This window comes from Agaribacillus sp. DX54 (assembly GCF_056858335.1).
Genome location: NZ_JBXEQE010000006.1, coordinates 241211 through 259415, shown reverse-complemented (window position 1 = coordinate 259415; position 18205 = coordinate 241211). Strand labels below are relative to the sequence as shown.

At 47.2% G+C, this 18205-nt stretch carries 7 protein-coding genes; all 7 read right to left on the bottom strand.

What is annotated here, in order from left to right:
- Nucleotides 1–5: 5 nt before the first annotated feature.
- Nucleotides 6–533, bottom strand: coding sequence for a hypothetical protein (locus AC04NP_RS09825; RefSeq protein ID WP_482859488.1), 528 nt, complete (start codon nucleotides 531–533; stop codon nucleotides 6–8).
- Between the two features lie 234 nt (nucleotides 534–767).
- On the bottom strand, nucleotides 768–1778 hold the full coding sequence (locus tag AC04NP_RS09820; RefSeq protein ID WP_482859486.1) for a PorP/SprF family type IX secretion system membrane protein: 1011 nt from the start codon (nucleotides 1776–1778) through the stop codon (nucleotides 768–770).
- 51 nt (nucleotides 1779–1829) lie between these two features.
- Complete coding sequence (locus tag AC04NP_RS09815; protein WP_482859485.1) at nucleotides 1830–13379, bottom strand: PKD-like domain-containing protein; 11550 nt, start codon at nucleotides 13377–13379, stop codon at nucleotides 1830–1832.
- The gene (locus tag AC04NP_RS09810; protein WP_482859484.1) at nucleotides 13370–13507 is read right to left on the bottom strand and encodes a hypothetical protein; all 138 of its coding nucleotides are present in this window, start codon (nucleotides 13505–13507) and stop codon (nucleotides 13370–13372) included. Before AC04NP_RS09810 ends, AC04NP_RS09815 begins: the two co-directional genes overlap by 10 nt.
- 416 nt (nucleotides 13508–13923) lie before the next feature.
- On the bottom strand, nucleotides 13924–15054 hold the full coding sequence (locus tag AC04NP_RS09805; protein WP_482859482.1) for a PorP/SprF family type IX secretion system membrane protein: 1131 nt from the start codon (nucleotides 15052–15054) through the stop codon (nucleotides 13924–13926).
- 6 nt (nucleotides 15055–15060) lie between these two features.
- Nucleotides 15061–16260, bottom strand: a complete 1200-nt coding sequence (locus AC04NP_RS09800; protein WP_482859481.1) for a T9SS type B sorting domain-containing protein — start codon at nucleotides 16258–16260, stop codon at nucleotides 15061–15063.
- Nucleotides 16261–16283: 23 nt separating this feature from the next.
- Nucleotides 16284–17951 carry a tail fiber domain-containing protein gene (locus AC04NP_RS09795; RefSeq protein WP_482859480.1) on the bottom strand — a complete coding sequence of 556 codons (1668 nt, stop codon included), beginning with the start codon at nucleotides 17949–17951 and terminating at the stop codon, nucleotides 16284–16286.
- Nucleotides 17952–18205 lie beyond the last annotated feature (254 nt).

Here is an 18205-nt window from a genome sequence, read left to right as displayed (position 1 = left end):
ACCTTCTACAAAAATTTAATTTCCCCATTCAACGCCAATTGAATGGTTTTTGGAGTAAACAGATTAAACTGACTATTGTCCAAATTTAGCACATAATCGAAATGGGTCAAATTCTGTTCCGCAATTTCAGAGGAGAGGTTATAGGTAAAGAACACCCCTTTTCCATAGTTATACAGGGGCTTTTCAAGGGGATGGTTTTTTAGTAGCATGACCTTCACGCCCTGACCGTCGGCAAGCAACGATGGCGGCAGGTTTTTTCCTTTTGGGTACTTGATGATCAACGCTTTTTCTTCAAAATCCACAATGTCCCATGCAATTTCAGGAATCCGGACAACATAATTGTATAATTGGCTAATATCTGCAATCAAAATACAAAAATCCTGCAGAGAAGGGGGAGGGGTGAGCTTGTTGAACCTGGCTAACGCCGCAGGATCCAGGGATGATAAGAGGCCGTATTTGTCCTCATGTTTGACCAGAACCAGATGATGGTCTTTTAAATTTTGTCTGAATACTTTTAAATCCTCATGCGTCATGGGGCAAAGGTAACAAATACTGGCGGGTTAATTCAAGGAAACAGGGGCCTACTTTCTAGCAGGCGTTTAGTGGCAGTGATCTTATTGAATTGGGAAGTGTTTAGGGAACTCTTGGTGTCTTGGCGCTTTCGTGGTTAGCCATTTTTCACCACGAAGGCGCCAAGATACCAAGAATTTTGTCGAAAATATTGTGCCACAGCCACTTGCACCAGGGTTGCCTTGGCGAGTTGGGTGTTAATAAGCCGGGCAGGGCACAAATTTCATGGGTTTTTTCTTTCTCTTTTTAAAATTATGGAATTGATAAGTCATGGATATTTCATGGGCACCACCGGTATTGGGTCCAAGGCCGGAGATGGTGATGTCATAACTGTAGCCAACATCAAATTTATCGAACCGGAGGCCGAATAAAACCGTAATGGCGTCCTGGTTTATATTATCCTCCACATTTTGTTGAATAGGAATGCCACGGTACCAGACTCCGGCCATAATCGGATTATAGTGGAAGTGCAAACCGAGGTCCAACTGATCAAACTCCCCTTGTCTTTTATAGATAAAAGAAGGTGCAATGCTGGATAACCTTTCGCCTTTCAGCGGACTGGGAAATAAAGTAATCCGGAATCCGGAGTGAATAGAGAACTTCATGGGTAATTCACTTACCTCTCCAATCAGTGAATGGTTGGGCTCATTCATATGATGCGCTGAGACACCGAACCAAAAGTCCTTGTTATACACGACCACACCTGAGCTGAAATCAAAGTATTTATTATTTTCAAGATTATTAAACGTCGGATCCAGGGTTGGGGCATCGGGATTACCGAAGTCCAGTTGGTCACCGAACAATAACTTACTGAAGTTGAGCGATCTGATTCCGTAGCCAAATTGGATTCCGGGTGATATGATCCAGCCATTTTCCATCCGGATTTTGTAGGTATAGCTAAGACCTATATTGGTGGATCTCAGATCTGCGGATCCGGCCCGGTCTGTCGTGGCCAAAATACCGATACCACTATTCAGTTTTCTCATATTGTAATCATATGAAAAGGCGTATGTGGCAAAAGCCTGAGGCAAAGCCGGCCATTGTAACCGGTGATTTATGATAAATCGGTGCTCCAACGTTGTACCTGTGAATCCCGGATTAAGGTACAGTGGCGCCGCATAGAATTGCGAAAACTGTGGATCCTGACCGTACGATTTAAGTGCGGTAGCAAGAATTAGCAGGGATAATATCAATAACTTTTTAAACATAAATGCTCATTTTAATCTTAAATCGATCTAATCATTTTTGCTTTCCGGGATTTATCTTAATAAGGTGACGTCACCAACCCGGGTGATTCTCTCACCGTCCCGGAATGTGGCTGTCAATTTGTACAGGTAAACCCCCTGTTTGGCCATTTTGCCCTTGTAATAGCCATCCCATCCGACAGTTTGGCTATTAGTGGCAAACATCAACTCACCCCATCGACTGTAGACTTCCATCCTGAATTCCACTGCCCCCTCAATCAATGGTATAAAAACGTTATTTTCCACGGTCCCTAATGATACATTTCCACCGTTTGGCCCTCCCGGGTCTGGTGTAAATACTGTCGGTACTTTGATATCGCCACCATTTAAGACAATTACCGCTTCTTCAATGGTATGTATATCCGGGCATTGATCCCCATTGAATACGGTAAGGCTTACATCATAAATACCGGGATTTTCATATATGTGTATTGGTTCAAACTCTGTTGAAGTGTTCCCGTCGCCAAAATCCCACAAATAAGAATCGCCGCCAAATGAAAGGTTGGTAAAGAAAACCGGTTTGTCGGGTAAATAAATGGTAGTGGGCCTGACAGAAAATCTTGCCTGTGGCTGCTCGAAAACTTCGACGGCCATTTCCCTGGTTGCTGTTACCGCAATGCCGAGTTCGTTAAAGGCGGTAAGTGTGACTGTATAGACGCCGGGGTTATTGTATATATAGGTCGGATTTTGTGCATTGCTGAATCCTTCCCCTTCCCCAAACTGCCATAGATAGGCATCTTCATCGGCAAACTCCGTTAAATTGGTAAAAGTTACGGTTACCGGAGCGCAGCCCGAAGCCACGTCAATATCAAAATCTACCACAGGAGGTAATGGTTCAATGGTCACAATATTCGTAGCTTCACCTACACAATTACCGTCTGTGACAGTAAGCTCCAGCAGATAATTACCATAGGTGGCATAGGTGTGCACCGGATTTTCAATGGTTCCCGTAGTGAGGGCGCCATTGGAATGTGTGATGTTAACCGGCCCTGATGAACCGCTGAGTGTATTGCCATCGCCGAATTGCCAGGTATAGGTCCAGTTTCCGGGGTTGGTATTGTTGGTAATTGTCACTGTTTTACCAGGTAAAATTTGCAGTGGCGGATCCACATCAAAACTGGCCACCGGCGTAATTGTAATAGTGGCCGCAGCAGGCGGCAAACTGGTTTGGGTACACCCGTACCGGTCGGTGACAGAAACCAGCGTATAGGTTGTGTTTTCAGTGGGGTCGACGTTTTGCACATAGATATTGCCCACATTCACTACATTAAAGCTATTTACTTTATCGTCCTCATACACCAGATCAAAAGGGGCAACACCCGTAAGTTCAAATTGCAAGGGGCCACCATTACAGAATGTTCCTGTTGCGGTAAGTGTACCTGAGGGCAGATCAGTTACTATGATGGTTTGTTGCTCTGTGGTGCTGCACCCAAAACCATCGCTGACTTCGTAATCCAGAATATGTGTGCCGACACCTGCGGCATTCGGATCGAACTCATATACACCTGAACCGGCAAAGGTTTCAGAAACCCCGGAACCGCTGTAAACACCTCCGCCGGGTTGTCCGGTGGTTAGCTCAATCGGTGCAGCATCCACACAGATGTTTTCAATGGGTGTAAATAATGCAAAAGGCAATGGTTTAACAGTAATGGTTTTGCCCACACCAACAAGCGTAGTACAGCCATATTGATCGACGTAGGTATATTGAATAAGATGTAAGCCGACTCCTGCACTGGCCGGGTTAAATTCATAGATTCCAGAACCCGGGGCTGTTTCCGACACACCGGGCCCGCTGTATACCCCACTTTCCAGGCGCGTTCTGTTTTGATCAATGGGCAGTCCGCCTGAAAGTATAAAAGGAGCGGTACATAAGCCTACGTCGGGAAATGGTGCGAGTGAAATAACCGGATAATCCTCCACCACGATCTGTCCGGTAACTGAATTGATACATCCCGTGGACGGGTCCTCGTATTCAAAAATAATATCGTGTGTACCTACACCTGCCGCACCCGGATCGAAGACAAAGGTGCCGGGAGAAGGCTCCGTTACATAAAGGCCATTCATCTCGTAATACCTGCCACCGGCTACCGGGGCACCACCGACTCTTCCCTCGGTAAGCGTGTAAGGTAATTCACAAATACCCTGATTCGGTAGCGGATCCATAGTCACCACTGGTAACGGGTTAACAGTAATGGTGGCAGTGGCATTGGTTAAAGCATGACAACGATTGGCATCCGAGAAACTTAAACTAATGGTATGCGATCCGCTGCCTGCCGCTGCCGGATCAAATTCGAAGACACCCGATCCCGGCGGCGTTTCGGATACACCCGGACCGGTGTAGGCATAGGTGACTCCCGTCAATGTTGAAATATCTATACCATTGGCATACCCTCCTCCGATTATAAAGGCCGGATCATCAATACAAACATCCGCAAAAGGATCCAGCGTAATTATCGGTTGATCATATACTTCGATGGTTGCGGTATTAAAGTTGCTACATCCGTTTCCGTCTGTATAGTCGTATCTGATGGTATACGAATTATTACTTGCCACCGCCGAGGGGTCGAAATGGTAAATACCCGATCCGGGAAAGGTTTCAGATACACCTGCCCCCGAATATTCTCCGCCTGCCGGAGAAGCCTCGGTTAAAACGTAAGGGGACGGTGCGGCGGAACAAATACCTGGTATGGGGTTAAAGGTTATGTCCGGCAGCGGATTAACATTAACCCGTACGGTACTGGTAGATACCGTACAGCCTGACCGATTATCTCTTACGGTAACTGTATAGTCGGTGGTGGTGCCGGGGCTGACTGTTGGGTTGGCATCCTTTACATCGCTGATACTTAAGTTGGGTGACCAGGTAATATCGAGGTTGGGTGGTCCCGATCCCCCACTGGCAGTGGGCGTCCCACCGATAACTGCAGATTTGCCTACACAGATGGTTTGATCATTCCCCGCATCAGCCACTGCCGGCTCAAATACGTTTATGGCGATTGTTGAGGCAGGGCCGGGGCATAGATTTTTAAATTCTGATACCCTCAACTCCCCAAGTATCTGCGTGCTTCCAAAATTTAGTTCAATAAAACTATCCGAAAATCCTCCACCCGCCGCAATCGTGATCCCGGAGGAGGTCAGGTCACTAGCATCCCACAAATACTGCGCCCCTGCACTGGGAGTTACCTGATATCGTACATTTGTCTCGTTCACACATAGATTTTGCCTGCCGGTAATAGCCGAGGCAATGGGCAATGGTCGCACTTCTAATTGAAATGGCGTTCCAAGATTGGGAGGAGAGCAACCGTTGTAATCTATTACCGAGGTTAACGTGTAAGTTCTAATCTGCGGAAAGGCGCCGCCGGTGTGTTCAGGAATAATCGATAGGTTATCTCCATTACGGACATCCGAAAAGACAAAGTTATTATTTTGATCATCCGTGAATTCTATATCATAAGGCTCCGTTCCTGTTGTAAAGTTGACCTGCAAATTTACCGGATCCCCGTCACAGGCATGTGAAGGACCTGACCACACAGGCACATCCGGGCCCTGATAAATTTCTATTGTCTCGGGGTCTGAGTCCGGGCCGGCACAGAAACTATTGCCCACACCGATAGCCCTTACCTTGTAAGTACCGCTTTGCGTGTAGGAGCTCACTAAAAGCTGATTTGTAGTTTGTCCGGCAATAAGCGTAAAACCACTGCCATCGTCGAAATACCATTCATAGCTGTCGGCCGCAGGGTCAGGAGGCGAGGTACCTGCCTGTAACACCGTTACGTTTGTTCCGTTGTCGCAAAATTGCGGTGCACCCATAATGGTGATGGTAGGTTCAAGGGGCACGGGATTAACCTCTACCGCCTGTACCAGAGATAGGGGGCTTTCACATGGTGAACCGACAGGATTTGTGCCTATTGTCAGCACCTGGTAGTTGCCAGCATCGCCGGCACCAACATTGTTAAGTACTAAAGTTTGGTTGGTTTCGCCACCCAATAGTGCACCGTCTTTGTACCACTGATAACTATTTGCTCCGATATTGCTGGATTGTAGTGTTATATTGTCTCCTACACACACAAACGGACTTCCCGAAGGTACCGAAATAAAAGGCTGGGTGGGCGGTAACACAATATCCACCCTGACCTGATCCGTAGCAGTACAACCGGTGGCCACATCAGTCACCTCCACTGTATAAATAATGGTGGAAGTTGGTGTCGCATTGGGATTGTCGTCGATTGGGTTATCAAGACCAGCGGGCGGAGTCCATCGATAATCATAGTTATTGGAACCACCCGTAGCCGTAGGCGCTCCACCCAATTCCACTGTGGCTCCCAGGCAAATTTCCTGATCTGCACCTGCATCTACCGAAGGTGTAGGAAAAGATTGAACCGCCAGGTCGACCTGTGGACCGTCACATCCGTTGGTGGTTTCTACTACCGACAAAGTTCCTGACCAGGCAGTAGCGCCAAAATCAAGAATAGCATTGTTGTTAAAAGAAGTAAGCGTAGGTTGATTGGGACCCAGTGGCGAAATAGACCAGCTATACGAGGAGCCGGGCGTGCCTGCCGCACCATCGACGCGGTAAACATTGGCGCTATTGATGCAGCCATCGACAGCGCCGGAAAGTGATACAATGGGATCTGTTACCGGTGTTGGGTGAACCGTTACAGTAATATCAAGCGGGTTGCCGTCGCAGCCATTGGCCGTGGGTGTGATGCGATAGTCGACTGTTTGAGTGGCAGCCCCGGCATTGGTTAGTGTTTGATCGATTAAATCTCCTGAACCTCCTGCAGCGCCACCAATATCGGGTCCGGCGTTCTCAATCGTCCAGCTGAAAGTTGTTCCGGTCACATTCAGCCCCAAAGCTATATTAGTAGTCTCTCCATGGCATATTTCCTGTGAAAATACAGAAGGAATCACCGAAGGCCTGGGATTAACAGTGATGACAATCGTTTCCACAGGACCGTCACAATTATCAGCGGAAGGAGTTATTCGGTAAGTAATAGTTGCTGGTTCAGTGCCGTTGTTAATGAGGACATCGTTTATCTGTCCGTTGCCTGACGAGGTGTTGCCCACCAGGTTTGGTGATGAACTGGAAGATCTCCAGCCAAACGTGGTGTTGCCTACTTCACCCTGAGGGTCGTAAGTGAAATTATCCGTTGAACAAATAGTCTGATCACCAGGGCTATTATTAATATTGGGTGTCGGTTTAACCGTTACGGTGTAAGTTACCCTAGCGCCGGTGCAGCTCGTGGTACTGGGAGTATATTCATAAACAACCGTTTCTACGTTGAATCCGGAATTGATCAGGTCATGACTTATCGCGCCGGCGCCGGAGCCGGTTGTAAAATCGGCATTTCCACTGCTAATAGTAATTGGAGCGGTTACTGTCCAGTTAAAATCTGTTGAGGTTACATCCCCGGCGGGGCTGAATGAGGTTGTCGACCCGGAACAGATCTCGTCTGTAAGATCAGAAACCGGATTGGTTATGTTAGGTATGGGATGAACTGTAACTGTATAATTTACCGGATCCCCGTCGCAGCCGTTGGCCCTGGGTGTTATCTCGTAAACGACCGTTTCCGGACCTGGACCATCATTTGTCAGCATGTCAGTAATGTCACCTGAACCGCTGGCGTTGTTGAGGTTTATATTAGGTCCTGCAGTTGAGGTCCAGGTAAACGTAGTACCGGTGCCAAAGAGAACACTCCCACCCAAATTCACACTCAAGGCATCTCCGGAACAAATTTCTTCTGTGAGTGGTGAATTTGTAACACGGGGTCTTGGGTTTACATTAACAGTATATGTTCCCGGCGTACCAGGGCAACCATCGACCATTGGGGTTACCGCATAGGTGACGGTTTGTTGTGCATCAGAGTTGTTAGTAAGATTATCGGTGATAGCCCCTGCGCCCGAAGCTGACTCTCCAGACACATTCGGATTATCTGCAGAACTCCATGAAAATATGTTGGTTATAGGACTTGTGGGCGTAAAGTTTAAAGATTCACCTGAACAAATGACATCGGTTGCCGGTAAATTGTCAACAACTGCTACCGGTTTTACTGTGGCTACATAGAAAAATGTTGGTCCGACACAAGTGGTGCCAGTAGAGGTATAAGGTGTAAATTCGTAAGTTACAACCGCATCAACAGTACCCGTATTAGTGATAACATCATTAATTGGGCCTGTTCCATTAACTGCTGTAATATCGGCGCTGGTGGCTGTACCGCTTGTCACAGATACCTGCCAGGCAAATGTAGTTCCGGATACCGTTTCATTTGGTGTGAAGGTGGCGGCGTCTCCCGAGCAAAGCACCTGCGATAAATCAGTTCCGGGATTGGAAATGCCCGGCTCCGGATTTACGATGATAACAAAGTCAACCGCCGTGCCTGAGCAGCCGTCGTGATGGGCGGTTACCGTGTAGGTCACGGTTTCGGGAGTAGTTCCGGTATTTTTAACCCGCTCCCTAATTTCACTTGCTCCTGTTTCCACCGGAGTAAACCCGTTTATGAAAGGTGAACTTGCTACCGCTGTCCATGAAAATGTGGCCGCACCGCCACCGACATCAGATGTAGGGATTATGTGGATCTCATCGTTAGAGCATATTTCATCAGTCATGGGATTTGTCACCTCCGGGGATGGCTTTACGGTTACCAAGTAATCTTCAGGGGTGCCATCACATCCGTTGATACGGGGGGTGATCTCATAAGTCACTTCTCCAATAGCATCTGTAGCATTAAATAGTTGATCGGTGATAGTGCCGCTACCGTTGGGGGTAAGACCAGTGACTGTACCCGCTGTAACCGAGGCTGTCCAGTGAAATGTGGCGCTAAAGACGTTACTTTCCGGTGAGAAGTTTAAGGCCTCACCATCACAAATAGCATCGGTCAATGAACTGTTAGATACATCGGCAACCGGTGATACAACCACCGAAACCAGAGATGGATCACTGTCACAGTCATTGGCCCTCGCAGTAATAGAATATGTGACAGTCTCTACGCCGTTTCCTGGATTTGTTAAGGTATGAGAAATGGGGCCTGTATGGATACCAGGTCCTGGTAAGCCGGTAATATTTCCGCTACTTGATACGGTCCAACTGTAGGTTGTAGTACCTACTGTAATATTAGAAGTCGGGTTAAAAGTAAAAGTACCTCCTGAGCAAAGCGCCTGCGCGCCGGCGGGTAAATTTGTGATCTCGGGTTTCGGATTGACAGTAACTATATAAGTTCCCATAGTACCAGTGCATCCGTTGGCTTCCGGCGTAATGTTATAGGTGATAGTTTGAGGAGCAGTACTAGTGTTTGTCAAAATATCTGTGATGCGCCCCGAACCGGATGCACTGTGACCGTTAATATCAGGGCCTACCGCTGTGGTAGTCCAATTGAAATTAGTGCTGCCTACGTCTCCGGAAGGCTCAAAATTAAGTTGATCGCCCGAACAAATGGCTTCTGTCCCCGCGTTGGTAAAGGTCGGTTCCGGGCGGACGGTAACTACCACGTCGGTGGTTGGCCCTGGACATAAATTGGCAGTTGGCGTCACGGTATAAGTGACGGTTTGGGTAGTGTTGGTTGTATTGTCAAGCGTTTGATTAATTACTGTCGACGTACCCGATGCATCACCGGATTCATCGTCAACAAGGGGATTGTTGGTCACTGTCCATGTGTAGGAAGTTCCGGTTCCGGCGGTTACCGCTACCCCCCCGGCAGTAAGATCAATACTTGTTGTTCCATTGTCACAGATGGTCTCGGCGGTTTTGTCGGGCTGCGTTGTTGGTGTGGGGTTTACGGTGACCACAAAATTTACAGACGGGCCGGTGCAACCATTCAGGGAAGGCGTAATAACATAGGTGACTTCTTCAATATCGTTGCCGCTGTTCAGTAGTATTTCTGAAATATCTCCGCTATTGGATGCGGAAAATCCGGTAACATTTGCACTCGAGCCCGAGGCAGTCCAGTCATATTGCACCGTCATCGTCCCCGGGGCATCTGAGTTTAGCGCCAGCGCAGCTGTTCCACCTGAGCAGATGACCTGCTCTATATTACCGGAAGGGGCTGTAGCATTCGTAATATTAGGTTCCTGTTTTATTGTTACCGTAAATTGGCCGGTTACCACGGTACAACTGGTTAACGGGTCGGCAGAGGCCAGCTGAAAAACCAAAGTTTCATTTAAATCCCCCGCAACCGGCTCATACACAAGCTCCATGACGCCTCCTGTCAGGTCGTTGGTAGTAATAGCTCCTGTTCCGGCTCCGGACCCACCGACTACCGACCAGGTACCTGTGCTTACACTTCCGCTGACGGTGCCGGTTGCAGTTATATTGGTAGTAGCTAAATCAGTAAGATTAATACATTGGTCAAAATCTGCCGGCATGGTAACCACTGCTGATTCATAAAAAGTGATATCCACATCGCTTATTTCGGCCGGACATGCCCCACTGGTTACCGTCCATCTATAGGTATAGGTACCATAGGTATCCACGGTCACGTTGGTAGTGGGATCAGTATCATCGTCGAAAACAGAAATCCCAGGGCCTGCCTGTTGTGTCCATTGCCCATTCGCCGGACCAGCCAGGGCAGTAAGTGGCGTACTGCCATTTAACCCAATAGTTAATCCACATGTGGCATCCTCGTTTGGGTCACTGGGTGTGTAGGCATCCGGTACTGCCGCTGCCGTACCAAAATCCACTGTTACGTCGGCGGTGCTTGGAGGACAGGTGCCACTGGTAATTGACCAACGGAATACATATACACCGGCATTAGCTGCACTTGCTATACTTACGGTAGTGTTGGGATCAGCCGGATTAGTAATATTAGCTGTCGAAGGTCCGCTTACCTGGCTCCATGCACCGGTTCCTACCGAGGGTGTATTTCCACCTAAGCCGGCTAATGACACCAGGGTAGCGGTAGTACAATAAAACAGATCAGGCCCGACAGTAGCCACGGTAGGTCCCGGATCTACAGTTACACTGGTACTTTGCGTATTGGAAGTACAGTTAGGTGAACCCGGATATTGCCAGACGACACTGACAATCCTGCCTGGTCCGGTCGAAGATCCGATGTCTACGGTAATCGACTCGGTTCCCTGGCCTCCGGTTATGGTCCAGCCTGCGGGTACTGTCCATTGGTATTCCGTGGCGCCTCCTGCCGGTTGCACAGGCGGGGCGCCGGGTAAAGTGAAATTGACGCCGATTTCGTTAGCACACACATTAGAGGGGCCGGTGACCGGATCGGTCAGATTGAGCGTCTCCCTGACCGTGACATTGGCGCTCCCGCTAATATTGGCGCTTGGGGCTGTGGTAACACAACCATTTGCGTTTAAGTCTCTTATCTCCCGAATAGTATAGGTGTAGTTCCCTGCCGCTGCAGGTGCGGGCGCATTTACCATACCTCCGCCAATCGGAACATTGGTAGCGGTATGAATGGTAGTTCCGCCATCAGGCGTATAATCAATATCAAACGGCCCTGTGCCACCTACTCCTACCAGGTTGCTGAAAGTTAAAACAGGATTGTCTCCCAGACAAATAGACTGATCCCCGCTGATTTCGGCCTCAGGCTGTATATTCACATTAACAAAAAGCTGTACCCATGGAGAGGAACATCTGGGTTGGTTGGCATATCGCCACCTTACCCTTACCCTTTTGGTGCCGGTGTTGTTTCCTACGGTGACATTAATTGATTCAGTGTTGTTTCCGGAGGTAATTGTTCCCAGATCCGAGCCGGCGGTGTTAGGTAGTTGCCATTGATATATCGTCGTCAGCCCGTCAACCAGGGGAGGAGGGTTCGGCAGCGAAAAGATAACCATATCTCCCGGACATACTTCTGTTGGCCCGGAAATGGGATCGGTGATTACCAAATCTGATCTCACGAACACAGAGGCAGTTCCGTTGATGTTGCCTGAATGGTTAGGGTTGGAGGCATTGACGGTACAGCCATTGGGAGCAAGGTCACGGATTTCAGTGATGGTATAATTTGTTGTAACCCCGGGTGGTGGATCAATACCGGGCGTCACGGTGTTTGACCCAAAAGCCAGGGTTTCGGTAAATGTATTGGTACCATCTGTATAATCAACTTCAAATGGCCCTGTGTTTCCAACGCCCTGGGTAAGCTCGATGGTAAATTCCGCGGCATCACCCTCGCAAATGGTTTCAGTACCAGTAATATTCCCCGCCGGCAATACGTTTACGGTAACAGGCAGGGTTTCCGCACCTGAAGTACAATGCGGTGCGCTGGTAAACTGCCATACCACACTGATGTTACCACTTACGGCTGAGGTAGAACTCTCTACAGTGATTGATTCGGTGCCTTGTCCTCCGGTAATGTGCCAATTTAACGGTACGCTCCATACATATTCCGTGTTTCCGCCTACAGGCATTGCAGTGGGAGGGTTAGGCAATGAGTAGGTAAGGCCGGTTTCACCCGGACATACGTTGTCGTCTCCTGTAATCGCATTCGTAATCTCTAAACCTTCTCTTATATTCAGGGTCACTTCCGTTGCAGGGCCTTCACAGTTAGTGCCGGGCAGCGTTTCAGTTACCCAGTAGGTATAAGTTCCCGCGGCGGTTTGTCCATGGGCAAATGTTCCTCCGTTCGAGACGTGTGTACCCGAAGTGACAATTCCTTCAGGACTCAAAGTAGCATTTTCATACCATCGTAAAACTCCGCCGAATCCGGCTGAGGCGGTCAATGGTCCTACTGCTCCGAAGCAATAGTCACGATCCGGAGCGGCAGGTGCGGGCGGCGAGGCTACTACGGTAATTCTGGCTGTAATACTAACAGGCGGGTTATCGCCATTAATGGGGTCTGCCGGGCCCCCGGGTATACCCGGGTTGTTGTCATAGCGGTTACAGGAGTTCCAATTATACATGGTAACCTCAAAATATTCGCCGTCGCGACCCACTGTGGAGGCGGCCGGCACCACGACTGTCAAACTATTTGATCCGGCTCCGGCAACGGTGTAAGCAGTACCCTGGTGAACCGCACTACTGGCGTCAAAGCCGCCGGCAGTGACTGCGGGTAGGGTGCTTCCACCGGTACCATAGTCCCAGCGGATAGTCCTGTTTTCATCATTAGCATCTCCGTAAGGCGGAGCCAGGCAGTTCATGGCGGAGGCGTCAGTAAAGGTAAAAGTACCGCCATATCCTTCGCAGACAGTATAATCCTGGGTTATAGCCAACCCGACTTCATCCGTATCATGTACATTTACCCTACCGGCTATAACATCCTCGCCGCATGTATTGGATACTTCGAAACGTAGCGTATAGTCACAATCAGTATCAGCATCGTCATAAATATGTTCTTCCATAAATGATGGAATGGGTTCATTGTCAACTATGGTAGTATATGTTTGTATGGTACCATTGCCCCAGTCCATTGTATAGGTTGTACCCGCCGGAATGTTATTAGGCCCGCCAAGGACATGTGATGCACTCTGGAGCTCTACTCGTACCGGTTGACAGGTTTGGTAAGGTACAAACCCCGCAATAGCATTTGGTGAACGCGTACACTGCGCCCTGGCATCGATGGCAGACAACCCCATAAGCAGAAAAAGCAACAGTACCCCGTAAATCCTTTTTAATCCCATAATTTTGTTTTCTCCTGTAAAGGAACCCTTACATTACCCAACGGCCCCAAAATCATCGACAATTCCTGAATTTTGGCTTTCAAAGTGCTTAATACCCATTCCTGAATGCATTTTTTTCCTTTTGACATATTTTATCAATACTTTAAAGGTTTGATATTCAGACCATTTGAATCGAAAATCTTCCGTTTAACTTTAGTAAGGGGACTCCACATTTTCCCAATCGATCAAAAATAGTGGAATGGAAAGGCACAAAATCGGCAATATAAATGGGAAGTTGACTTGTGTATTATTTCGGGATATTAAGCAAGAAGCAGCGGAAGTTACTGTAGATTGTATTTATTTTTTTTATATAAAAAATAAAAATAGTTCAAATATTATCAAAATCTAACGATGGATTTGATGCATTATAAAAGTAACCACTTGTGTAATTTTAATGATTAAAGTGTTGTGAATGTTTTCAGCGCCTTTAGTCATACTATGGCTCAAAGCCATAGTATGACTTCTGACAAAACGGTATTTAACTTTTGTCCGGAGCGTCGAAATACTATATCGAAAACCTTGGTTTATGCTGGTATTGTACCTCTTTTTCCTTGCGGCTGAACCGGTAGGTAAACGAGATTTCATAAGCCCCTGATCCAATATCGGGATGCCTTAAAGAAGAAATCCGCATGTCATAACTAAACCCAACCGCAAATTGATTTTTATCAATACCTGTAGCTACGATAAATGAATCATTGTAACGGTACCAGGCCCCTAACACCAGCCTGGTTAAGTTGGTCCGCCCGTCACCACCGGAACCTGTGAGATCATAATACAAATAAGTACCGGCGTTAAACTGAAAGATTCCGTTTTGATATTTCAGCAGTACATTGGGGGAAATTGTAAATTTTTCACTTACCCCCAGGTCCACGCCGGCATTGAGTTTAAAAAGTTTAGGAAGACGGATGGTCTCACCCTCAATCAGGGACTCATCGGGCTCGTTGAGGTTTCCTACCGCCAGACCGAAGTAGGCCCCCGAACCGTAGCTGTCCCCTTCACCCCCCAGCGCTGTGTACCACATGAGACCGGCGTTGAATACCGGGTACAGGGCACGCTCATTCAAAAAATTAATGCCGGGGTTAACGCTTGTATCAAAACCGACAAACGGATCGAATTGTGACCCCCAGGTCAGGTTGGTGAAATCGATTTGTTTGTTGATAAAACCTCCCTGGATGGCAAAAGTGACTTTTTGGCTGCCATCTTGTTTTAAATAGAGATTGTAGGCACCTGTCAGGTTTATTCCCACTACTTTGAAGTTGGCTTGCTGACCGGCAATTTCATTATAAGCAGACAGGCCAAGACCTCCTTTATGGCTTAAAGCATCTCCCTTACCCATGATGGGTAAAATGAATGAAAACTGGCTGGATTGATTGGGAAACAGGTCATTTTCTAACTGGGAACGATAATTTAAACCCACTGTAATGCTTGGATCCACGCCCGCCAAAGCAGGGTTTAAATACAGTGGGGCGGCATAATACTGTGAGAAATTGGCATCCTGCGCATGAACGGTGACAGTAGAAGTGAGCGCTGCGAAGAAAAAACAAGTCAATGTAAACACATACCTGCAGAAGGTGGTAACAGAGCATTCATCACCCATTTTTTCTTTCTTATCAGTATACCACATCCTGTCTTTCATTAACCGTCAATTGATTTTGGTGATGGTTCCTACCCTGCTTAACTCATTGCCATTCAAAAATTTTCCGGATAAAACATATCTGTATACATCGTTCTTTTCAGGGTTGCCGGTATTGCTGTTAATACCATTCCATCCTGACTGCGTAGCTTCTTCCAGCGATGTGGTCTCATAGACGATCAAACCCCATTTATCATATATCCTGAATGAGAAATCATCTTCCGAAATATTGCTGCAATAAACTTTTATCACCCGCTCTTCCCTATCGGGCGACAGGGTAGAAAATGCATTGGGGACACAATCAATGCCTGTCAGGTCGACTTCCTGACCCAAAGCATAGACTTTATTCCCATTTCCTATGAAAGCCTCGGAGGTAACACTCCCATTGCTCAAGTCACCGGTAGTTTGAGAACGTCCGAGATTTTGAAAAACCTCGCCGGGCCGGTCTGTTTCTGTTACGACGGTCAGGAAAAGGTCTGTAAGGCCATCGTCCTCACTGATGCTAAGCTCAACACGTCCGCCGGAAGTAGTGCCACTAAGCTGTGTTTTTTGCCAATACCTCGTTTCGGAGATAGCCTGTAGCTCTCTGGGTGTCTGCGGGTCCGGGTTTGGCTCAAAAACTTCAAATCCCAGGACGGGCGATGTCCCCTGCAGGTTGTACAGATTTAAAGGCTTGTAGTTTCCGTTTTTGCCTACCGGGAAAAACAGGTCGCCGGTGCCTGCCACGGCCAGCCTGCCATTCACATAAGAAGTCTCATTCCCGCCCATAACCATGGTATTTTCGCGAACGAATAAGGTTACATCCCCAGCCGGGGAAAGCAGGCCGTTTTCAAACGTAATCTGATTATTGACAAAAACATCCGATTCAAGCACCTTATTGCCACTCCCGTTAATAGTCAGGTTGAAAAAATCCTGGCCATTGTGACTGATCTGCTGCTCATTCGCACCATTCAGCGTAAAAGAACCCTGCAGGGAGTTGTAAGTGCCGTTATTAACCCAGTTTCCCCCCATAAAGATCGAACCGGCGTTGATAATATCCCCACTGTTGTTAAGATCGCCTGTAATTGTCAGTATTTCTCCATCCGACACAAAAATCTCTATGTCATCTCCTCCCAGGTTAAACAGGGTTTGTGCTTCGACCTGTATGGTGAAGCCAAACAGGGTCAGTATGCTCAATGTATGTGATACAAGATGATTGCCAAATCTCATAACCCCGGATACCAAACCTGCCTTTATTTCTCCGATAGCTTAACTTCCCTTTGATTTTTGCTAAAGTCTTTTGATAAAGTCGAGTTATTATAAATGTAAGTCCTTAATAAATCCAGTTCTGCTTCCAGTGAAACTATTTTTTCCTTTATGGTCTTATCACCGTTTTTGTGTGACTTTTTGTTTTCCATCGTTTTAATTTTTTCTTTTAGCTTGTTAATTTCTATGTTTTGCTTTTCTATCAAAGCCTGTTGTTCCTGCAGGGCTTTTACCAGGATGGGTGTAAAGTTGGTCTGGTTAATAAACCTGAAGTCGTCGACTTTTTCGTTGCCTACGGAGATTTCTTTTTGGATAACTGTTTCCGGAAATACTTTTTCCACCTCCTGCGAAATGAAACCGTAATATTCTTTATTTGCTTCCATCCCTTTGCCAGCAGTATAAGATTTTTTCCATTGATAGGTGACTGGCCGCAAGCCCAGAACAATGTCCAGCCCCGTATCAATATTTTTCACATTTTTTTTGAACCTGCCATCAGAGGGGCCTACTAGTCCACCATGGGTGATGACACCGCTAACATGCGCATCACCATAGACTGTTAACCGGTTTGCACCAACAGGGGTTAATGCCCCGGCTGATTCCCCAAGAATCATCTGGCCATTGTCCTTAAACCGTAATCTCTCCGCTGCAGTAGCATTATTGGTGATGAAAACCAAATCCTGCAGCGGATTATTCATTCTCAAAAAAGAGGTAGAGGGCCCAATACCTGTGAATGAGGTGCCAATTTCCAATCTTCGGCGAGCGGTGATGGCGGTGGCCTCCACTATCAATCTTGCATTCAGCCCTTTCTGGATATGCAAAGCATCTTCCGGCTCTTCGGTACCTATACCCAGCTCATGATTAACAAAAACATGGCCGTCATCCCGCACACTGAAATTATTCTGAGTGCTATTTTGCACTCTCAGCGCGTAATTTGCAGATGAAACGCCTCCCGTCACATCCAGCCTCGCCCCAGGGTTGTTATTGTTGACACCAATGTATCCTCCTGAGGCATTACCTTGCTTAATTCTAAGCCTTTCAATATTTTGTGTTTTAAAAATCAGGTCCTGAGCATCGGTAGTTCCCAGAAACTCAGTCAGGGGGTCCGTACCGCCGTTTCCGGATAATTCCCAACCGGCTCCGCCTCCAACCGGTACGCTAAACGAATCATTACCCCCATCTGTATAATTCACCGTAAAGGTGCCATTGCCATTATCAACAATATTTGAAATGCCCACACCATCTTGCCCGTCAACGCCATTAGTTCCATTTGCTCCATTAGCTCCGGGGCTTCCTGCATCACCCTGATCACCTTTAGGCCCCTGAGGTCCCTGTGGTCCCTCTCTACCCAACTCATTCCAGCCTGTACCGTCAAAAAAGTAAAGCTTGCTGAGGTTGCCATCATAAACCAAAAGCCCGTTGGCCGGATTGGGAATAGCAAGCCGTTGTGTGGAATTCATTCGTGGTATCAGCAGGCCTTTTTCTGTGGAAAATAAATCCAGAATAGCGGAGTTATCGGGTGTTTGGGTACCAATACCGACCTGGGCCGAAGCCGGGGAAGCCATGAGGCAGCATAAAACAATATAAATTTTTATTAATGAGTTATTTACCCACTTAATGTTAAAGGAGACATATGTTATTACATTGGTTTTATTCATGGCCTTTAATTTTTTGACACCCTTTTGTTTCGCTTCCTCACTCCAAAAAATTGAATACTTCCCCGAAACAAGGCTGTAATCATCCATTTTAATGGAATATCGGCTATCATGAAAATTCCTGAAAGTAGCAGCCAATAAAAATTTAATTAGGGGGTTTTTATTACCCACTTATTTTTTCTCGAAGAAATTAACGGCGGATGGTGGATTTTTAACAGATTTAGCCGTTATTGATGGTTTTAGAGTTATTGGATGGA